At 40.1% G+C, this 17839-nt stretch carries 13 protein-coding genes; 3 read left to right on the top strand and 10 right to left on the bottom strand.

Going from position 1 to position 17839, the window contains the following annotated elements:
• Positions 1-1167: aminotransferase family protein (locus V7147_RS12010; RefSeq protein WP_335368098.1), on the top strand; the 1167-nt coding region annotated here is incomplete at its 5' end.
• Positions 1168-1233: 66 nt separating this feature from the next.
• Here the strand turns inward: V7147_RS12010 and V7147_RS12005 are convergent.
• The 4 genes from V7147_RS12005 to V7147_RS11990 all read right to left on the bottom strand — a co-directional run bounded on the left by V7147_RS12005 (position 1234) and on the right by V7147_RS11990 (position 6796).
• A complete protein-coding gene (locus V7147_RS12005; RefSeq protein ID WP_335368100.1) occupies positions 1234-2649 on the bottom strand; it encodes an NAD-dependent succinate-semialdehyde dehydrogenase in 1416 nt (471 codons plus the stop codon).
• 36 nt (positions 2650-2685) lie between these two features.
• Positions 2686-4041, bottom strand: coding sequence for a 4-aminobutyrate--2-oxoglutarate transaminase (gene gabT, locus V7147_RS12000; RefSeq protein ID WP_335368097.1), 1356 nt, complete (start codon positions 4039-4041; stop codon positions 2686-2688).
• Positions 4042-4310: 269 nt separating this feature from the next.
• Positions 4311-6446 (bottom strand): sigma 54-interacting transcriptional regulator, encoded by a 2136-nt coding sequence (locus tag V7147_RS11995; protein WP_335368096.1) that lies wholly within the window; start codon positions 6444-6446, stop codon positions 4311-4313.
• A gap of 101 nt (positions 6447-6547) precedes the next feature.
• Positions 6548-6796, bottom strand: coding sequence for a hypothetical protein (locus V7147_RS11990; protein WP_335368095.1), 249 nt, complete (start codon positions 6794-6796; stop codon positions 6548-6550).
• 270 nt (positions 6797-7066) lie between these two features.
• Here V7147_RS11990 and aguA point away from each other — a divergent pair, with 270 nt between their 5' ends.
• Both aguA and V7147_RS11980 read left to right on the top strand, forming a co-directional pair.
• Entirely contained in the window at positions 7067-8161 is a 1095-nt protein-coding gene (gene aguA, locus V7147_RS11985) for an agmatine deiminase (RefSeq protein WP_335368099.1), read from the top strand.
• A 25-nt stretch (positions 8162-8186) separates the two neighbouring features.
• Positions 8187-9059 (top strand): carbon-nitrogen hydrolase, encoded by an 873-nt coding sequence (locus V7147_RS11980; protein ID WP_335368094.1) that lies wholly within the window; start codon positions 8187-8189, stop codon positions 9057-9059.
• Positions 9060-9160: 101 nt separating this feature from the next.
• On the opposite strand, the gene V7147_RS11975 is transcribed toward V7147_RS11980, so the two are convergent.
• From V7147_RS11975 to V7147_RS11950, 6 genes are all read right to left on the bottom strand, one after another.
• Positions 9161-10540 carry a putrescine aminotransferase gene (locus V7147_RS11975; protein WP_335368093.1) on the bottom strand — a complete coding sequence of 460 codons (1380 nt, stop codon included), beginning with the start codon at positions 10538-10540 and terminating at the stop codon, positions 9161-9163.
• Between the two features lie 36 nt (positions 10541-10576).
• Positions 10577-12049, bottom strand: a complete 1473-nt coding sequence (locus V7147_RS11970; protein ID WP_335368092.1) for an aldehyde dehydrogenase family protein — start codon at positions 12047-12049, stop codon at positions 10577-10579.
• 206 nt (positions 12050-12255) lie between these two features.
• The gene (locus V7147_RS11965; protein WP_335368091.1) at positions 12256-13314 is read right to left on the bottom strand and encodes an ABC transporter substrate-binding protein; all 1059 of its coding nucleotides are present in this window, start codon (positions 13312-13314) and stop codon (positions 12256-12258) included.
• A 76-nt stretch (positions 13315-13390) separates the two neighbouring features.
• The gene (locus V7147_RS11960; protein WP_335368090.1) at positions 13391-14959 is read right to left on the bottom strand and encodes a bifunctional GNAT family N-acetyltransferase/carbon-nitrogen hydrolase family protein; all 1569 of its coding nucleotides are present in this window, start codon (positions 14957-14959) and stop codon (positions 13391-13393) included.
• 87 nt (positions 14960-15046) lie between these two features.
• Entirely contained in the window at positions 15047-16471 is a 1425-nt protein-coding gene (locus tag V7147_RS11955; protein ID WP_335368089.1) for an NAD-dependent succinate-semialdehyde dehydrogenase, read from the bottom strand.
• 33 nt (positions 16472-16504) lie between these two features.
• Complete coding sequence (locus tag V7147_RS11950) at positions 16505-17581, bottom strand: C45 family peptidase (protein WP_335368088.1); 1077 nt, start codon at positions 17579-17581, stop codon at positions 16505-16507.
• Between the last annotated feature and the right edge of the window lie 258 nt (positions 17582-17839).

Raw genomic sequence — 17839 nt, 5'->3', positions numbered from 1 at the left:
AATGGGAAACGAGTGCTTGATGGCATGTCCTCGTTATGGAATGTCAATATCGGACATGGACGGAAGGAATTGGGACAAGCCGCCCAGGAGCAAATGAACAAGCTTGCATTTAGTTCTTGCTTCGCAACGTTCAGCAACGAACCTGCAATTCGCTTGGCAGCAAAGCTTGCTGAAATTTCACCAGGAAATTTATCAACAACTTTCTTTACCTCTGGAGGATCGGAAGCAAATGATACTGCATATAAATTAGCCCGGCATTATTGGATTTTACATGGGAAGCCTCTTAAAAAGAAAATCATTTCTCGAAAAAGATCCTATCACGGGGTTGCGATGGGCTCAACAAGTGCAACAGGCTTGAAGCCATTTAGGGATTTTACAAATTCCTTAGCTCCAGATTTTTATTATACGGATAATTTGTCGGCTGAGGATTTACGAAGAACGATTGAGTCTGAAGGAGCGGAAACCATTGCGGCATTTGTCGCAGAGCCAGTTCAAGGTGCAGGCGGTGTTCATATTGCACCAGATGGTTATTTTAAAGAGGTTCGGGATATTTGCGATGAACACAATATTTTATGGATTACGGATGAAGTGATAACAGGATTTGGGCGGACAGGTAAATACTTTGGAGTTGATCACTACGGTGTGGCGCCCGACATGATGTGTTTTGCTAAAGGAGTAACTAGTGGATATGCCCAATTAGGTGGTGTTGTCCTCTCTGAAGTAATTTTTGAGGATTTAAAAAAACTTTCTTCTGGAACACTTTTACATGGGTATACGTACAGTGGTCATCCGATGGCATGTGCGGTTGCGTTGAAAAATATTGAAATTGTAGAAAACGAGGGGTTAATTGAGAATTCCGCGAAAATGGGAGCCAAAATGCTTGATGGCTTTTCGTGGATTCAGAGTGAATCCAGTCTCGTCAGCCATGTTCGTGCATTAGGACTCATGGGTGCTATTGAAATCAATATGCCGCAGCATGTTAAAGGACCACTTGCACCTAGAATTGTGAATGAGGCTGCTAAAATCGGCCTAATCTGCAGATCCGTCGTATTTGATGGTATGGATACCCTTGTCTTTGCACCGCCACTTTGCATTAAAAAAGAGGAAATAGAGCTTATGATTGAAATGCTGCATCATGCCATCTTTAGGGTTGAAAAATGCGTGTGAAAAAGGACATCACCTGAAAATGGTAAAAATACAACCCTACTCATTCTTGAGTAGGGTACTTTTCATTCAAAATGCAATCGAGATATATTTTACTTCAATGTATTCATCAATTCCGTAGTGTCCGCCTTCTCTTCCAAGCCCACTTTCTTTAAAGCCGCCGAATGGGGCTTGTGCCACAGATGGCAGTCCATCATTTAAACCAACAATCCCATACTCGAGCTGTTCACTCATGCGAATCGCTTTGCCGATATTTTCGGTAAACACATACGCAGCTAACCCATATGGAGAGTTGTTTGCCCGCCCAATCACTTCTTCTTCCGTTCTAAAGGTCGTAACAGGAGCTAATGGCCCAAATGTCTCCTCCTGCATGCAAATCATAGCATCAGAAACATTTGTAAGAATAGTAGGTTCATAGTAATACCCTTCACTACCTTCAATTCTATTACCTCCATGGAGGACGGTTGCACCTTTTGAAACAGCATCCTCAATATGTTCAGTTACTTTTGCTAATGCTGCCTCATCAATTAATGGTCCAATGTCGGTACCTTCTGCAAGACCGTCCCCAACCTTTAGCTGGGCAACAGCTTTTTGAAATTTTTCATTAAAAACATCAACAATAGACTCATGAACATAAACTCGATTTGTGCAAATACACGTTTGACCAGCATTCCGGAATTTTGAGCCAATCACACCCTCAACTGCTTTATCAAGATCTGCATCATCCATCACAATAAATGGGGCATGACCTCCAAGCTCCAGGGAAATTTTCTTGACTGTATCCGCAGCTCCCTTCATTAAAACCTTTCCAATTTCGGTTGAGCCCGTAAACGTAATTTTTCGAACACGGCTATCTTCTAACCAAGCATCTCCAATTGCGCGAGCATTGCCGGTAACGACATTAATGACACCTTTCGGAATACCAGCCTCACCAGCAAGCTCGGCTAGCCTTATCGCAGTAAGGGGTGTTTGAGAAGCAGGCTTAACGACAGCTGTGCAACCCGCTGCAAGTGCTGGTCCTACCTTTCGAGTAATCATGGCAGCTGGAAAGTTCCAAGGAGTGATTGCAGCAATGACTCCTACTGGTTGCTTGTGAACTAAAATGCGTTTATTCGGATGGGATGCCGGAATTGTTTCACCGTAAATTCTTTTCCCTTCTTCTGCATACCAAGAAATAAAGCTGTTAGAATAAGCGATTTCACCCACTGCCTCTTTCAATGGCTTCCCTTGTTCGTGTGTCATTAATCGACCTAGTTCTTCTTTATTTTCATCAATTAATTGAAACCATTTCATGAGTAATTGACCTCGTTCATTTGCCGTTTTTTTAGACCACTCTTTAAAAGCAGATTGAGCGGCATCAACTGCCCTTTTCGCTTCAGCCATACCTCCCTTTGGTACAGAAGCAATCACCTGATTTGTAGCAGGGTTGGTTACTTCTATTATTTCTTTTGTGTCGCTATCTACCTGTTCCCCGTTAATATACATAAAATGTGTCGGCATAAAAAATCCTCCTCCTTTGTTCTACCTCACTAGCAAACTTCTAAGCTGTTCAACTGTTTCTATGGATTGTTTTAAAATTTCCAATCCCTCTTCTAGCTGTTCTTCGGTGATTACGATCGGCATTAGGAGACGGATGACATTTCCATAGACACCTGCACTTAATAAAAGGAGTCCACGTTTATTTGCTTCCTGAATAATTTCATTTGTAAGTTTTTTAGATGGTATTTTTGTTTTTCGATCCTCAACAATCTCCATTGCACACATGGCACCTAGTCCACGAATATCTCCTATGCAACCATAGCTTTCATACATCTGTTCAAATTTTTCCATAACTGTATTTCCAATTTTTTTAGCACGTTCATTAAGCTGCTCTTCTTCCATGATATCAAGTACTGCTAAAGCAGCCCTACACCCTAGCGGACTTCCACTATATGTACCCCCTAATTCCCCCGGTTCAGATTGATCCATAATTTCCTTCCGACCTATTACGCCACTTATTGGCACACCTGCACCTAATGATTTTGAAACGGTAATGAGGTCCGGTACTACTCCAAAGTGTTCCATTGCAAAATAGCTTCCAGTTCTCGCAAATCCAGTTTGGATTTCATCAGCAATGAATAAAATCCCGTGTTCTTTGCAAGCTTGATAGACTCCTTGAACGAAATGTTTGCCTGGTATGATAAAACCACCTTCACCCTGGATTGGCTCCATAACAATGGCTGCAATTGTTTCGGGGGCTACTTCGGTAATGAGAAAGTTTCGAAATTCCTCAACCATATACTCTTCATACTGTTCAACCGTTAACCCTTGCGGACGACGATAGTGGTATGGATATGGAGCCTTATAAACTTCAGGTGCAAATGGTCCGAATTCATACTTATAAGGCTTTACCTTACTCGTCATTGTCATCGTTAACAAGGTTCTACCATGAAACCCCTTAGAAAAGGAGACTATTCCTTGTCGTTTCGTAAATTTCCTAGCAATTTTAACAGCATTTTCAACGGCTTCTGCACCACTATTTTGGAGTAATACCTTTTTTTCATGAGTTCCAGGAGCAATTCGAGCAAGCCTTTCCGCAAGCTCAATATAGGCTTCGTACATCATGATATTAAATCCCGTATGAATGAATTGATCGACCTGTTCATGAAGGGCCTGCTTTACTTTAGGATGACAATGCCCCACATTTATCGTTCCAATTGCACCAACGAAATCAATAAATGTATTGCCATCTACGTCCTTAATTAAAGCCCCTTCAGCAGACTGAGCAAAAAGGGGTGCTCCATAGCTTACTCCCTTTGGAACAGCCTTCTCTCTTCGTTCCATTAATTCCTTCGATTTATTTCCAGGTAGATTTGTTTTGATTGAAGCGTAACCCATATTACATCATCCTTTCTTAGACTATGTAATATTCTTCGTTGCAATATTTATGCCAATTTTATAGAGGAAGTTCAAAAAGTGCGGTGAATATGACACTTCGAATTTCCGCGTTGGCTTGCTTCTCCGTTCCTCACGTATTAACTGCATACGCTCCGGTACTCAAAGCTGCGCCGCCTTGAAATTCTTGGTCCTCTTCATCCTCCTTTTTGAACAAGTACTTAAAGTCAAAAAAACTATTGATTCCGAAAAAGAACCAATAGTTTACTTGTTTAGTACACATTTTCTATATTTCCCTGCTGTTCAGTTAAAATTTTTTGATATTTCCTGCTAACAGAGGATTGGCTTATCCCGAGTGCTTTTGCCGCCTTAGTTGTTGTTTTGTATTGCTTTATGGCTAGTAAAATAAGCTGCTCCTCAACGGATTCTAATGCTTCCTGAAGCGGCACTATTTTCGTTACGATTGGCCTTGAATTCTTCATGTCTTTTCCTAAGACAAGGTATCGATTTACAAACTCGGCATCTATGGCCTCGTCATCCGCGGATACAACGAGACGCTCTATCATATTTTGAAGTTCCCGAATATTCCCTGGCCATGAATGCACTTCTAATAGATTCAGGGCGTCTGGTGTTAAATGATAGTTTTTATTATAGCGTTCATTCATTTGTTGGACGAAATGAAAGGCTAGCAATGGAATATCCTCAGGTCTCTCTCGTAATGGCGGAATATGGATCGGAATGACATTTAATCGATAAAATAGATCCTCCCTAAATTCCCGGTTTTCAACCATTTTTTCAAGGTTTTTATTCGTGGCTGTAACAATTTGAACATCGATTTTAATTGGCCTAGTGCTTCCAATTGGGATTACTTCTTGCTCCTGCAGAACACGGAGTAATTTGACCTGTAAATGCAACGGCATTTCGCCAATCTCATCAAGAAAAAGGACCCCGCCATCTGCTTGCTTAAAATAGCCTTCCTTGCCATTTTTTTCGGCTCCTGTAAAGGCACCCTTACTATAGCCAAATAGCTCACTTTCAAGTAAGGTTTCCGGAATTGCTCCACAATTTAGCTTAAGGAATGGTTTTTTCGAACGCCTTCCCAATTGGTGAATGGCTTGTGCGATTACCTCTTTCCCAACGCCTGATTCCCCGTTGATCAAGACAGTTGAGGAAAAATCAGCAATCTTTTTAACCTGTGTCATGATTTCTTCCATTTTTGGACTACAATAAATAAGCTTTTTGTAAAATAAATCCTTCGTCTTCATATCATCCAATTCACGCTTATACTGATTGGAAATTTCCTTCATATGACGAAGTTCATTTTTAAGCTTTGTTGTTTCTGTGATATCCCGAGAGGCAATGATGATTCTAATAAGTTCACCGTTATTATCAAATACTGGCTTTCCTACAGCCAAAATCCTTTTACCTGCTTTCGTCTCTTGGACAACTGAAATTTTCTTTTTTTGCTCCAGGACTAATCTTGTTACCGAAGGGGTAAATAAACCTTTCTGTTCAAGTTCGATTATGTTTTTTCCAAGTAGGCTTTTTAATTCAACTCCCCAGAATTGAGATATTTCTGTATCACTGAATCGAATCAATTCACCCTTCGCATTTACCACTAAGATTTCATCATAAACACTAGAAAGGACTGCTTGCATATCATGGTTTAAATCCTTAATATATTCAATTTCATTTGCCATTTCTTCAACCATGGGTAGGTCTTGGACAATAATGACCATCCCATCAACCTGTTTTTCTGGAGTATAAATTGGACTGTAATCAACTAAAACACTCATTGTTGTCGTGATGTGAAGCTGATTTAATACGGTGGATCCTGTTCGAAATACGCTATCGATGTGCTCTTTTGCGAAGATTTTCTCTGCGGGTGTGTGTAGTACATTTTCTGTAGTCATTTTTATCATTTGTAGGGCTGATTCATTGTAAGAAACAATATTCCTTTCACGATCAACAACAAATATTCCCATTGGAATTGATGTTAAGATAACCTTTAATAAATCAATATTTTGATTACCTTGGCGGAATAATTCTGCTAATATATCTTCTCTCATTATGTATCCATTAATTTCCCCGATTTCATCCTTTACCAGTGCAAAGGGTTCTCCAATGATTTGAAAGATGATAGGCAGGGAAACCTTTTTACTAAATTGCGAGATTTTCTCGATCGGGACTAATTTTTCCCAAATTATTTTTTCTGTGACTATTGCATCTTCTCCTTCATTTGATGGAAGTATCTTCATCGGGACATAGCCAATGATTTTTTGTTGATTTCTAATAAAAAGGTAGGGTTCTTGAGTTTTACCTATACCAAACGACTCAAGCTCTTCTTCAAGTGATTCGATATCAATTACTACCAACGGTTTAATCATTTTTTGATCAATTGAAAACATGAACGACTGTCCCCCTTTTTTTCACATGACTCTATTATACCACCGAGTATATAGAATTTTTAAATAAATCTAAAAATAAAAAAAGAGAAGAATAAATCTTCTCAATGAGTCTCAATGTATGAATCATCTTTTACATAAGTGAGGACCATTCCTGGAATAACCTCATCCCCTTCCTGGACTTCGATTGATTGGACACTTCCTCTTATCCCAACCGTAATCACCATATCCTCTCCATTTATGGTTTGAATAACAAAGAGTGGCTCCCACTCACTTATTTTCTCTTTTTCTTTTATGATGACTTCTTTAATAATTCCATGGTAGGGGCTCGTAATGATTTCGTCATGCTCCACTTATCCACCTCCTTCTTTTAGTGGTTTAGTTGCAAATTATGTGCCAAATCAAATTCCTTCCTTCTTGCTTTCTAGTAGTATTCATGGAAAAGAACATCTATTCATTGATGCATAGTTTATTCACTTTTTCATAGCTTCCTATTTTTTCTTTTTCATTCAATTGAAAGATACAAGTTGGTACGAATTTTGCATCACTCTAAGGTAAGGATTTCAAATGGAGGCGATTATTTGAAGAAAATAAGCAACCACATGTTTACTGAAGGAAATAGTATGGTTGAAAAATTAACAGGCACCCCCCGCCATGATGGCTTTAGAATGCCCGGAGAATTCGAGCCTCATAAGGGAACTTGGATGCTCTGGCCGGAACGAACGGACACCTGGAGATTAGGTGCAAAGCCCGCTCAAAAGGCCTTTGCCGAGGTGGCAATGGCGATTTCAAAATTTGAGCCTGTCACAATAGGTGTTTCCGCAAACCAATATGAGCATGTAAGAGAAATACTGCCCCGCTCCATCCGTGTTGTTGAGATTTCCTCCAATGATGCTTGGATGAGGGATATCGGGCCAACCTACGTAAAAAATGAGGCAGGTGAAATCCGAGGAATTGACTGGGGATTTAATGCCTGGGGCGGACTTGAAAACGGACTATATTTTCCATGGAATTTAGACAATTTAGTGAAGCAAAAGGTGTTAGAAATAGACCAAATCAATCGCTATGATGCGCAGAATTTTATCCTTGAAGGTGGTTCAATTACTGTCGATGGGGAAGGTACCCTGATTACAACTGAACAATGTCTATTAAATAAAAATCGAAACCCCCATCTATCCAAAGAAGATGTCGTAAATCGTTTAAAAGATTATTTAAATGTAGATACGATTATTTGGCTTAATAATGGAATGCTTTTTGACGAAACGGATGGACATGTCGATGAAGTAGTCTTTTTCGTACGACCGGGTGAAGTTGCCATGAGTTGGACGGATGATAAATCCGATCCACAATATGACATTTTATCTGAATGCTATACCCAATTAAAAAATGCTGTGGATGCGAAGGGTAGAAAGTTTAAGATTCATAAGGTTCAAATCCCTACTCAGATTGAAATAACAGACAAAGAAAGTGAGGGAATTGACGTTGCCCGTCACAGCTATGGACGTAAACCAGGTACAAAACTTGCCTGTACGTATATTAATAGTTATTTATGCAATGGCGGGGTCATTATCCCAGGGTTTGGGGACCAATATGATTCGGTTGCGCTTCGTCAATTTGAAAGCATTTTTCCAGATCGAAAGGTTGTTCAAGTGAATACGAGAGAAATCGCGCTAGGTGGCGGTAATATTCATTGCATTACTCAACAGATACCTCTCTAGTCCGAAAGCGAAAGGATGTGTAAACATGAATCGAGGTAAACTAAATATCGCATTGATACAGCATAACTGCTCCGACGATAGACAGACAAATCTAGAGAAAGCTATGGAGATGATTCGAAACGCAGCAAAGCAAGGAGCGCAGATCATCTGTACCCAAGAGCTTTTTACAGGTACGTATTTTCCACAAACCATTGATGTCAATAAATATGAGTGGGCAGAACCTATTCCAGGTCCAGTAAGCAATCAAATGCAGGACCTTGCGAAAGAGCTAGGTGTCGCCCTGATTGTCTCGTTGTATGAGCATGTGATGGATGGCGTTTATTTTAATTCAGTCGTTGTTTTTGATGCGGATGGAACAAATCTAGGAAAATACCGAAAACATCATATCCCTGAAGGTCCTCAATATATTGAAAAATACTATTTTACAGAAGGGGATTCGGGTTATCCCGTTTTTGAAACAAAATTTGGAACCATTGGCGTTCTCATTTGTTGGGACGAATGGTTTCCCGAGCCATCTCGAATTTTAGCGTTAAAAGGGGCAGATCTTATATTCTACCCTTCGGCAATTGGTTCTGAGCCTGATAATCCTGAACTTGACACGTCCCAAACATGGATGGATGCCATTCGGGCACATGGTATTCACAATAATATTTTCATAGCTGCGGTGAATCGCGTGGGGCGTGAATATAGCAAAGAAGGTCATATGGATTTTTACGGACGCAGCTTTATTAGTAATCCTTGGGGAACGGTTTTAAAAGAGGCAGAAACAAAAGAGGATGAAATCATCATATCCGAGATTGATTTACATGAAATCACAAAGGCTCGAAACCTTCTTCAGTTCCATCGGGATCGACGACCTGATAGCTATGGTGAACTGTTAAAGAAGGTGTTGAAATGATGACAAGACTAGACCCGATAAGGCGAGAGTGTCTTATCGGTTTTTTTATGTCTGTAAACGCTAAAAACGCCCAAGGATGTTACTCCCAGGGCACTTACATTCTACTGTTTATCTAGATTTTCCAATACCTGTTTAAATGCTGCTATTACCCGGTCTACCTCTTCAATGCCGATTGTTAACGGTGGCTCAATTCTGAAGGTTTTTGAATTAACCAAGGTTCCTGCTACAAGCACACCATTATCAAAGAGGCCTTTTGAAACCTCATATCCAATCTCATCGGTATGGAATTCAACACCAATTAATAAGCCCTTTCCACGAATTTCTAGTACTAACTCAGGGAATTCATCCCCTACTTCTTGCAGCTTTCCAAGCATGTATTCTCCAACTTCAGCCGCACGCTGTGGAAGTTGATCCTCTATTAATACATCAATTGTAGCAATTGCCGCCGCACATGCTAATGGATTCCCACCGAAAGTGGTTGTATGCATGAAAGGATTAGGGAATAAGCATTTAAATACTTCCTCGGTAGCTACCACTGCACCCGCTGGCATCACCCCTCCACCGAATGCCTTTGCTAGACAAAGAATATCCGGGACAACACCGTAACCTTCAGCCGCGAACATTGTACCTGTGCGTCCCATTCCCGTTTGGACCTCATCAAAAATAAGTAGAGCACCAAACTCATCACAAAGTTCACGAACCTGCTGTAGATAGCCTTCTGGTGGAAGAATGACCCCGCCTTCACCTTGAATAGGCTCTAGTATTACGGCGTTTACATCTTCACCTACAAGAGCACATGACTCAAATGTTCTCCTCATCGTTTCAATGTCGCCAAATGGTACATGGCGGAAACCTTGTATCATCGGGAGGAATGGTTTTCTGAAGACTCCCTTTGCTGTTGCAGAAAGAGAACCTAGACTTTTACCGTGGAATGCTCTTGTAGTTGCAATAAATGTTGTTCTATCACTATGCATTTTTGCTAGCTTAAGAGCCGCTTCAACACTTTCCGTTCCACTATTTACAAAGAAGGAGTATTTTAGGTCACCAGGTGTAATCTCGCCTAATATTTTTGCGAGCATCGCACGAAGCGGGTCAAGTAGATCTTGACTATGGAGTGCCTGTCTGTTTAGTTGATCAGTAACTGCTTTTACCACCCGAGGATTTCTGTGCCCTACATTATAGATACCAAATCCGCCAAGACAATCAATATACTCCTTTCCATTCACATCCTTAAAGCAGGATCCCGAGTCAGACCATTCAACAGCAGCAAATTGTTTATCCTTCGTTACAGTTTTGCGGTAGTCTAAAAACCCCGGGTTCACATGTTCTCTGAAACCATCGACTGTTTCCCGAGTAACCCATGCCGCTTCTTCCTTCGTAATTTGTTCCTTCTCAATAATTGATAATACCTTTTTGATATAACCAGTAACTTCTCTATAATCCTTTTTTTCCAGCTCTTTGTTCGTTGTATTTATACTCATTTTTTCTCTCCTTCAATTATGTTTTACAACCAGAATTTAGTTTTCAAACCAGCCTGATGGTTCAACCTGTAGATTAATATTAATTTGCTTTACTTCTTGAAATTCTTCAAATCCAAATGTTCCTAACCCACGACCAATCCCACTTTGCTTATAGCCACCCCAAGGTGCCTCATTGTAGGTTGGGTGATACGTGTTAATCCACGTGATCCCTGCACGAATTTTCTTGATGACACGGAGTGCTTTTGCTCCATCCTGTGTAAATACCCCTGCTGCAAGCCCATAATCTGTATTATTAGCTAGTTCGATAGCTTCTGCCTCATCCTTAAATTTTTGAACAACTAGAACCGGTCCAAATATTTCTTCCTGAACAATTCTCATACCAGGTGTAGTATCGATAAATATAGTCGGTTCCACGAAATATCCATTTTCCATACCGTTCGTTGTAATTCTATTCCCACCACAAACGAGCTTAGCCCCTTCTTGTTTGCCGATTTCAATATAGGATAGTACTTTTTCCATATGCTGCTGGCTTACAAGTGAGCCCATTTCTGTATTTGGGTCATCACCAGGCCCTACCCGTATTTTCTTCGCTCGTTCTACTAATCTATCAATAAATTTGTCATGAATACTTTCTTCTAAAAGTAAACGTGAACCTGCAGAACATACCTGACCTGCATTAGAGAAAATTCCAAATAAGGCATAGTCAACAGCTGTATCAAAGTCTGCATCGGCAAATACAATATTCGGTGATTTACCACCTAGTTCTAATGAAATCTTCTTAATATTTCCTGTTGCTGCTTTCATAATGCTACGACCTGTTGCCGTTCCACCCGTAAATGAAACTTTATCCACCTTATGGCTTTCTGCAATTTCATTTCCTACTGTCGCCCCAGGTCCCATAACCATATTTGCAACTCCGGCAGGGATTCCGACCTCCTGAATGATCTCAAACAGCTTAATAGATGTAACAGGGGTAACCTCAGAGGGTTTGAATACAATCGTATTTCCTGCTGCAAGTGCAGGTGCGATTTTCCAAACTCCCATAAGAAGTGGGTAATTCCAAGGAACAATTAATCCACATACACCAACCGGTTCACGAACGACCATTGCCTGCATCGGATCTGCCACATGATAGGTTTGGCCATCAGGCTTTGTAGCTAAACCGGCATAATAACGGAAACAGGCAACTGCGTCTGCCACGTCAAATTCCGTTTCTCTATGTGCTTTTCCATTATCCTCAGTTTCAAGTTTGCTGATCTCATCAGCACGTTCTTCAAGTTTATCTGCAATTTTAAATAAGTAGGATGCCCTTTCTGCCGCTGACAAATCGGACCATATTCCTGAATCAAATGCATGACGTGCTACATCTATAGCAATCCCGGCGTCCTCAACATCTCCTTCTGCTGCCTCCGCTATGATTTTTCCATTTGCAGGATTTACGATTGAACGGGTATTTCTACTTTGGGCATCAACCCACTCCCCATTAATAAACATCTTTAGCTTCTGCATTTCCATCCTCCCCTTTAGTTATTCTCAACTATGTATTATGCAAAATGTGTGCCAAGATTTTTGTTATTGTTTTTTAAGAGTTTCCATGCTAATTTTTGTAAAAGAATGCACAAATGAATAGGTTATTCACATGTGCATAACTTTCGATTTAAGGGTTGTTTAAGGATAAAAAAACCCTATCCTATAAAAGGATAGAGGGCTTATCATTAATTTTTAATTTCAGACCAAATTCGATCATATAGCTGAGTGGCTTCACCGACATCAATATTGTATTCGCCTTTGGCAAGATCTTCTTCAGGAACCTCAAGTGATTTCCTTACATCATCAGGTAATAGTTTTAAAGCCTCAACATTTGGATTTCCGTATGGATATTCCATTGAGATTTCCTTACTGACTTCTGGGCGTAAGATGAAATCAATGAATTTTTCAGCATTTTCCTTATGTGGAGCATCCTTCGGAATGACAAAGTTATCCTGCCACAGGTTCATACCTTCTTCAGGGAACACAGTCTTAATCGCTGGGTTTTCTCTTGCTGCAAGAGTAGCTTCTGCCCCCCATACAATTCCAGCTTTTACTTCACCACTCACAAGGAGCGTCTTTGGACTATCACTGTCATAGGCCTTAATATTCGGCTTAAGCTCAAGTAGTTTTTGCTTTGCTTCCTCGAGCTCTTTTTCATCTGTACTATTTTGCGAGTATCCTAACAGAGCCAGCATATTACCCACGATCAAACGGACATCATCCAGGACAACAAGATTATCCTTAAACTCCGGGTCAAACAAATCAGCATACCCTTTAATTTCCTTGTCAACTAAATCCTCATTATAGGCGATTACTCCCTTTCCCCACATATATGGAACAGAAAATTCATCATTAGGGTCTGCTTGTGTGCCTAGAAAACTATCACCAATATTCTTGATATTAGGGATGCTTTCTTTATTTAACTTTGCAAGCATATCTTGTTTTATCATGATCTCAATAAAATAAGTCGAGGCAACCGTAATATCATAACCTGTATTTCCAGCCTGGAGCTTCGCAAGCATTTCTTCATTTGAGGAATAAGTATCATAATTTATCTTAATACCCGTTTCTTCCTCAAATTGTTTAATCACACTAGTCGGCAAGTATTCAGACCAGTTAAAAACATTCAAGACCTTTTCATCAGATTTTCCTCCCGCTTTATCTCCACCACATGCTGTTAGCAACATGGAAGCAAGAAACAGAATCACAAAAACGGACATACCAACTTTTCTTTTAGACGGCATCTAACACTCTCCCCTTTTTAAAAAATAGAAATGTAACTTTTCTACTAATCTTGCAAGTTATATGCCAATTACTTTTTTAATCGACTGGTATTACCTTTTTCCGGGGCTTTGTATCTTTTGTAATAATTTGGTAGTAATCAATCCGACGGTCCTTAAGCGGTGTTTCCGTACCGCTGTTGCGGTTTCGGCGTAGGCTTTCAAGGTCAACCTCACCAACAACGATTGTTTCGATATTTGGATTACATTCTCCAACAATTCCATTACTAGAGAATGTAAAATCAGACGGCGAAAAAATACCAGACTGCGCATATTGAACATCCATATGCGGAACATGCGAAAGGTTCCCAACGGTTCCTGCGATCACAGTATATACCTGATTTTCAACTGCACGCGCTTGTGAACAATAGCGCACTCTTAAATAGCCTTGCTGGTCTTCTGTGCTAAATGGAGTAAAAATGATTTGAGCTCCCTTATCGACCGCAATCCGTGCCAGTTCAGGAAATTGAATGTCATAGCTGATTAAAATTGATATTTTTCCACAGTCTGTATCAAATACGTGAACATCGTTTCCAGGCTGTACTCCCCACCATCTTCTTTCGTCAGGGGTGATATGAAGCTTATATTGTTTATCGATTGTTCCATCACGTCTAAATAAATACGCGACATTATAAATGCCATGGCCTTCCTCAACAAAATGGGAGCCACCGACAATATTTATATTGTATTTTACCGCAAGCATTGAAAATAGATTGATATATTCCTCTGTATACTCCGCAACCTTTTTAATCTGTTTACTTGGAACCTTTTCTTTTATAAATGATAAAAGCTGCATGGTAAATGTTTCTGGAAATACCGCAAAATCCGAGTGAAAATTAGAGCTAGCATCAATAAAGTACTCACATTGGGTCGCAAATTCCTCAAAGGACTTAATTTTCTTCATCATGTATTGAATCACAGAGATCCTAACAGGCAAAGCCCTTGTATAGATACGCCTCGTCTTTCTTGGTAAATAGTCCGGATTATTCCATTCCATAAGGGTTGCATAGCCTAACGAATCCTTGTCAGTTAAATAATTGGCATTAATACGTTTTAATACAAACCCATTCATCATTTGAAATGTTAGGGCAGGATCATATATATTTTGCTGCAATACTTGTTCTACATATTCCCTAGCAGACATTTTATCGGCATATTTGTGATAGTTTGAGATTCTGCCTCCAATGATGATGCTCTCTAAGTTGAGTGCTTGAGTTAGCTTCATACGTGCCTCATAAAGACGACGACCAATTTTCATCCTCCGATAATCTGGATGAACCATTACATCAATACCGTAAAGATTCTTTCCTTCTGGGTCATGGTTTCGGATATAGGAATTGCCACTAATTTCATTGAAGGTATGCTTATCGTCATATTCATCAAATTCAACAATTAAGCTTGAGCAGGAACCAATAATTTTTCCATCATACTCTACGCAAAACTGACCTTCTGGAAAAATAGAGAGATGACTTTCTAATTCATCGCGTTCCCAATTCTCCATATTGGGGAAACAAATTTTTGACAGATTAATAATTTCATCAATATCCTCATGTTTGATATTCCTTAAAATCATCTTCTTCTCAAATTTCGAAAGATCGATGGTTGACACAAATATCTACCCTTTCTTATTCATACAGTTTTTAAATTCCGGTCAAAATCAACAGTTACTGTTGTTCAGTTGCCGTCTAATGGTTGATTAGATTTGTATGGATACAAATTTCTCTTCCAAATACTCCTCTAACCCGTATTTTCCACCTTCCCTTCCGATGCCACTTTCCTTCATCCCACCAAAAGGAGCCTGTGCCACGACAGGAGTTGGATCATTAATGCCAACAATTCCATAGTCAAGTTCACGCATAATCCTCATTGCTCGACTTAAATCCTTTGTGTAGCAATAGGAAGCCAACCCATATTGCCTATGATTTACCTTCCCGATCACTTCTTCTTCAGATGTAAAAGGAATAATCGGAGCGACTGGACCAAATGTTTCTTCGGTTAGGATTTTCATATTTTCATTGGCATTTGTGATCACCGTAGGTTCATAAAAACTGCCTTTTAATCCGTCCATCATAGCTTGCTTTCCACCACAAAGGAGTTTCCCGTTATGTGAAAGTGCATCTTGCACATGCTCCTCAACCTTTTCTAATGCTTTTCTATCAATCAGAGGACCGACATCTATACCTTCCTCTAACCCATTTCCAATCGAAAGTTTGCTTACTCGTTCAGCAAGCTTTTCACCAAATCGATCCGCAATCTTTTCTGCCACATAGATACGGTTTGTACTGATACAAGTTTGCCCACAGTTCTTAAACTTGGTTAGCATAATTCCCTCGACAGCTAAATCCAAATCCGCATCATCAAATACGATAAAAGGCGCGTGACCACCTAGCTCCATGGATACCCTTTTCAGCTGTGCAGCAGAATCTTGGATCAATTTTTTCCCGACCTCAGTTGAACCTGTAAAGGTAATTTTTTTTACATCAGGATTGCTTGTCATTTCAGCCGCAATTTCGGAAGCTGAGCCAATGACTAAATTAACCACACCTTTAGGAAACTCAGCTTCATGAAAACATTCAAATACTTTAATCGCGGTTAGCGGTGTTGCTGAAGCCGGTTTTAATATCACCGAGCATCCAGCAGCCAACGCTGGAGCAAGCTTTCGGGTAATCATTGCAATCGGAAAATTCCATGGTGTGATGGCCGCTGTCACACCAACAGGTTCGCGTAAAACCATTAAATGTTTATCAGGGTGGGAAGGGGTAAGTGTTTCCCCGTAAATTCGCTTTGCCTCTTCGGCATACCAGTCCACATAGTCGATTGCAATGCCAATTTCACGGATGGCCTCAGGGATTGGTTTACCCATTTCCGACGTCATTACGACAGCAATTTCGTCTGTTTTTTCTCGTAACAGAGCCGCGACTTTTTCAAGGTACTGACCTCGTTCTTTCCCAGTTGTCCTTTTCCATACAGGAAAGGCTGCAGCTGCGGCTGCAATTGCTTCTTTTGTTTCTTCGGTTCCTCCAGAGGCAACCTCCTGAATTTTTTCAAATGTTGCCGGATTAATTACCTGTAGAGTTTTACCCGAATTTGATTTCTTCCATTCTCCGTTTATATATAGCATTGTTCCACTCCTTTTAGCTTTTTAGTGCTTGTTTTACAGCTGAACATACCCATTTAACGATGGTTTTCCAATACATACCTGCATCGTTCGTTTTGATAGATTCATAATGACAGAAAAGACCGTCTCCATTTGACGATGCTCCGGTGCATTTGGATTCACATAGTGGTTAATAGAGTTTGGGTAATTGAAGGTATCAGAAAACCATTCCTTAAAAAGATTTTCATTGATTTCATTTCCCGCTCTAATATTTGAAAAAATCAGTTGTTCAGCTCTATTTTTGCGGATCATGGAATCCTCAAATTTGTATTCATTCATATCTGTAAGATGTTGTTGTACCTCAGGTGAACAAATATGATTGGTGTGAACAACTATCCCTTCATTGTTTGAAATCATATCCATTCCAAATGGTGATACCTCAAAATTGGCTGACATTGCCTGCCCTTTTTCATCTTCACTGGCAATGAGGAAATTAGCTGCAGATGCCATTTGACCGTGTTTGATTTTGGAGATAGCTTCATGAAGTGTATGAGAATTAAGGACACTGCGCAGTCCTAAATGAATCGGAATTTGATTCGATTTTTTATCAGTATGTAGTGCATTTAAACAGACACCAATTCCATTGCTATTTAAGCCGATTTTCCCGATTATTCCCCCCTCTGTTATCATTTTTATTAAGGGTCTATCCTCTTGTTCAATCTCGAGCAATAGTAAGCTATTTGTTTGTTCTAATTTCCAATCCCAGTTTTGGCCAATGATGGTTTCCTTTGTATGTGGTGGGGTTATCGCAATAGCCGTACAACCATCTGAAAATGTTTTTCTTCCGGCCAATGCAATTTCACTTCGAGTATTTAACACTAGAATATCTTCAAAGCATACCCCTGCACCCTTTGCCACCCCTTCCATTTCCTCTATAAAGTCACGATTATAGGCTTCTATAGCTGGTACATGCCCTAAAGCTATCTGAATAGCCTGTGTCCAACTAATTTGGCTATAGCCGTAAAAGAGAGATTCATAGGTTTCAAGACTTTGATGAACCTCATTTTTCCCTTCGCTGCCATGTTTTTCACCAATTTGCTTTGGTGTGCCTGACAGGTGGATTGTTTTAATCATGTCGACATCCCTTTCCTGTTATGACGTTCAAAAAGTCGGTCAAAAATGACACATCGAATTTCTGCGTACATTGCTCCGATAACATTATGAAAAACTTGGTTATGCGCTTGCGTCTACTAGCTTACTCTCGAAGTCAATTCCTCAGCGCAAGGCTGCAAGGGCGTTAACTCAAGCAGTTGCCTCGCTCCGGTACTCAAAACTGCGCGGCCTTGAACTTTCGACGCACAGGATGTGCTAGTGTCGACAAGACATGAGGAC

Source organism: Bacillus sp. JJ1521, from assembly GCF_036965165.1.
Taxonomy (GTDB): domain Bacteria; phylum Bacillota; class Bacilli; order Bacillales; family Bacillaceae_L; genus Ferdinandcohnia.
This window is presented reverse-complemented; position numbering and strand designations above follow the sequence as displayed.

What these genes read in the sequence shown, in the direction of transcription:
- V7147_RS12005 (WP_335368100.1), bottom strand. Translation starts at nt 2,649, where the DNA reads ATGTATATTAACGGGGAACAGGTAGATAGCGACACAAAAGAAATAATA.
- gabT (WP_335368097.1), bottom strand. Translation starts at nt 4,041, where the DNA reads ATGGGTTACGCTTCAATCAAAACAAATCTACCTGGAAATAAATCGAAG.
- V7147_RS11995 (WP_335368096.1), bottom strand. Translation starts at nt 6,446, where the DNA reads ATGTTTTCAATTGATCAAAAAATGATTAAACCGTTGGTAGTAATTGAT.
- aguA (WP_335368099.1), top strand. Translation starts at nt 7,067, where the DNA reads ATGGTTGAAAAATTAACAGGCACCCCCCGCCATGATGGCTTTAGAATG.
- V7147_RS11980 (WP_335368094.1), top strand. Translation starts at nt 8,187, where the DNA reads ATGAATCGAGGTAAACTAAATATCGCATTGATACAGCATAACTGCTCC.
- V7147_RS11975 (WP_335368093.1), bottom strand. Translation starts at nt 10,540, where the DNA reads ATGAGTATAAATACAACGAACAAAGAGCTGGAAAAAAAGGATTATAGA.
- V7147_RS11970 (WP_335368092.1), bottom strand. Translation starts at nt 12,049, where the DNA reads ATGCAGAAGCTAAAGATGTTTATTAATGGGGAGTGGGTTGATGCCCAA.
- V7147_RS11965 (WP_335368091.1), bottom strand. Translation starts at nt 13,314, where the DNA reads ATGCCGTCTAAAAGAAAAGTTGGTATGTCCGTTTTTGTGATTCTGTTT.
- V7147_RS11955 (WP_335368089.1), bottom strand. Translation starts at nt 16,471, where the DNA reads ATGCTATATATAAACGGAGAATGGAAGAAATCAAATTCGGGTAAAACT.
- V7147_RS11950 (WP_335368088.1), bottom strand. Translation starts at nt 17,581, where the DNA reads ATGATTAAAACAATCCACCTGTCAGGCACACCAAAGCAAATTGGTGAA.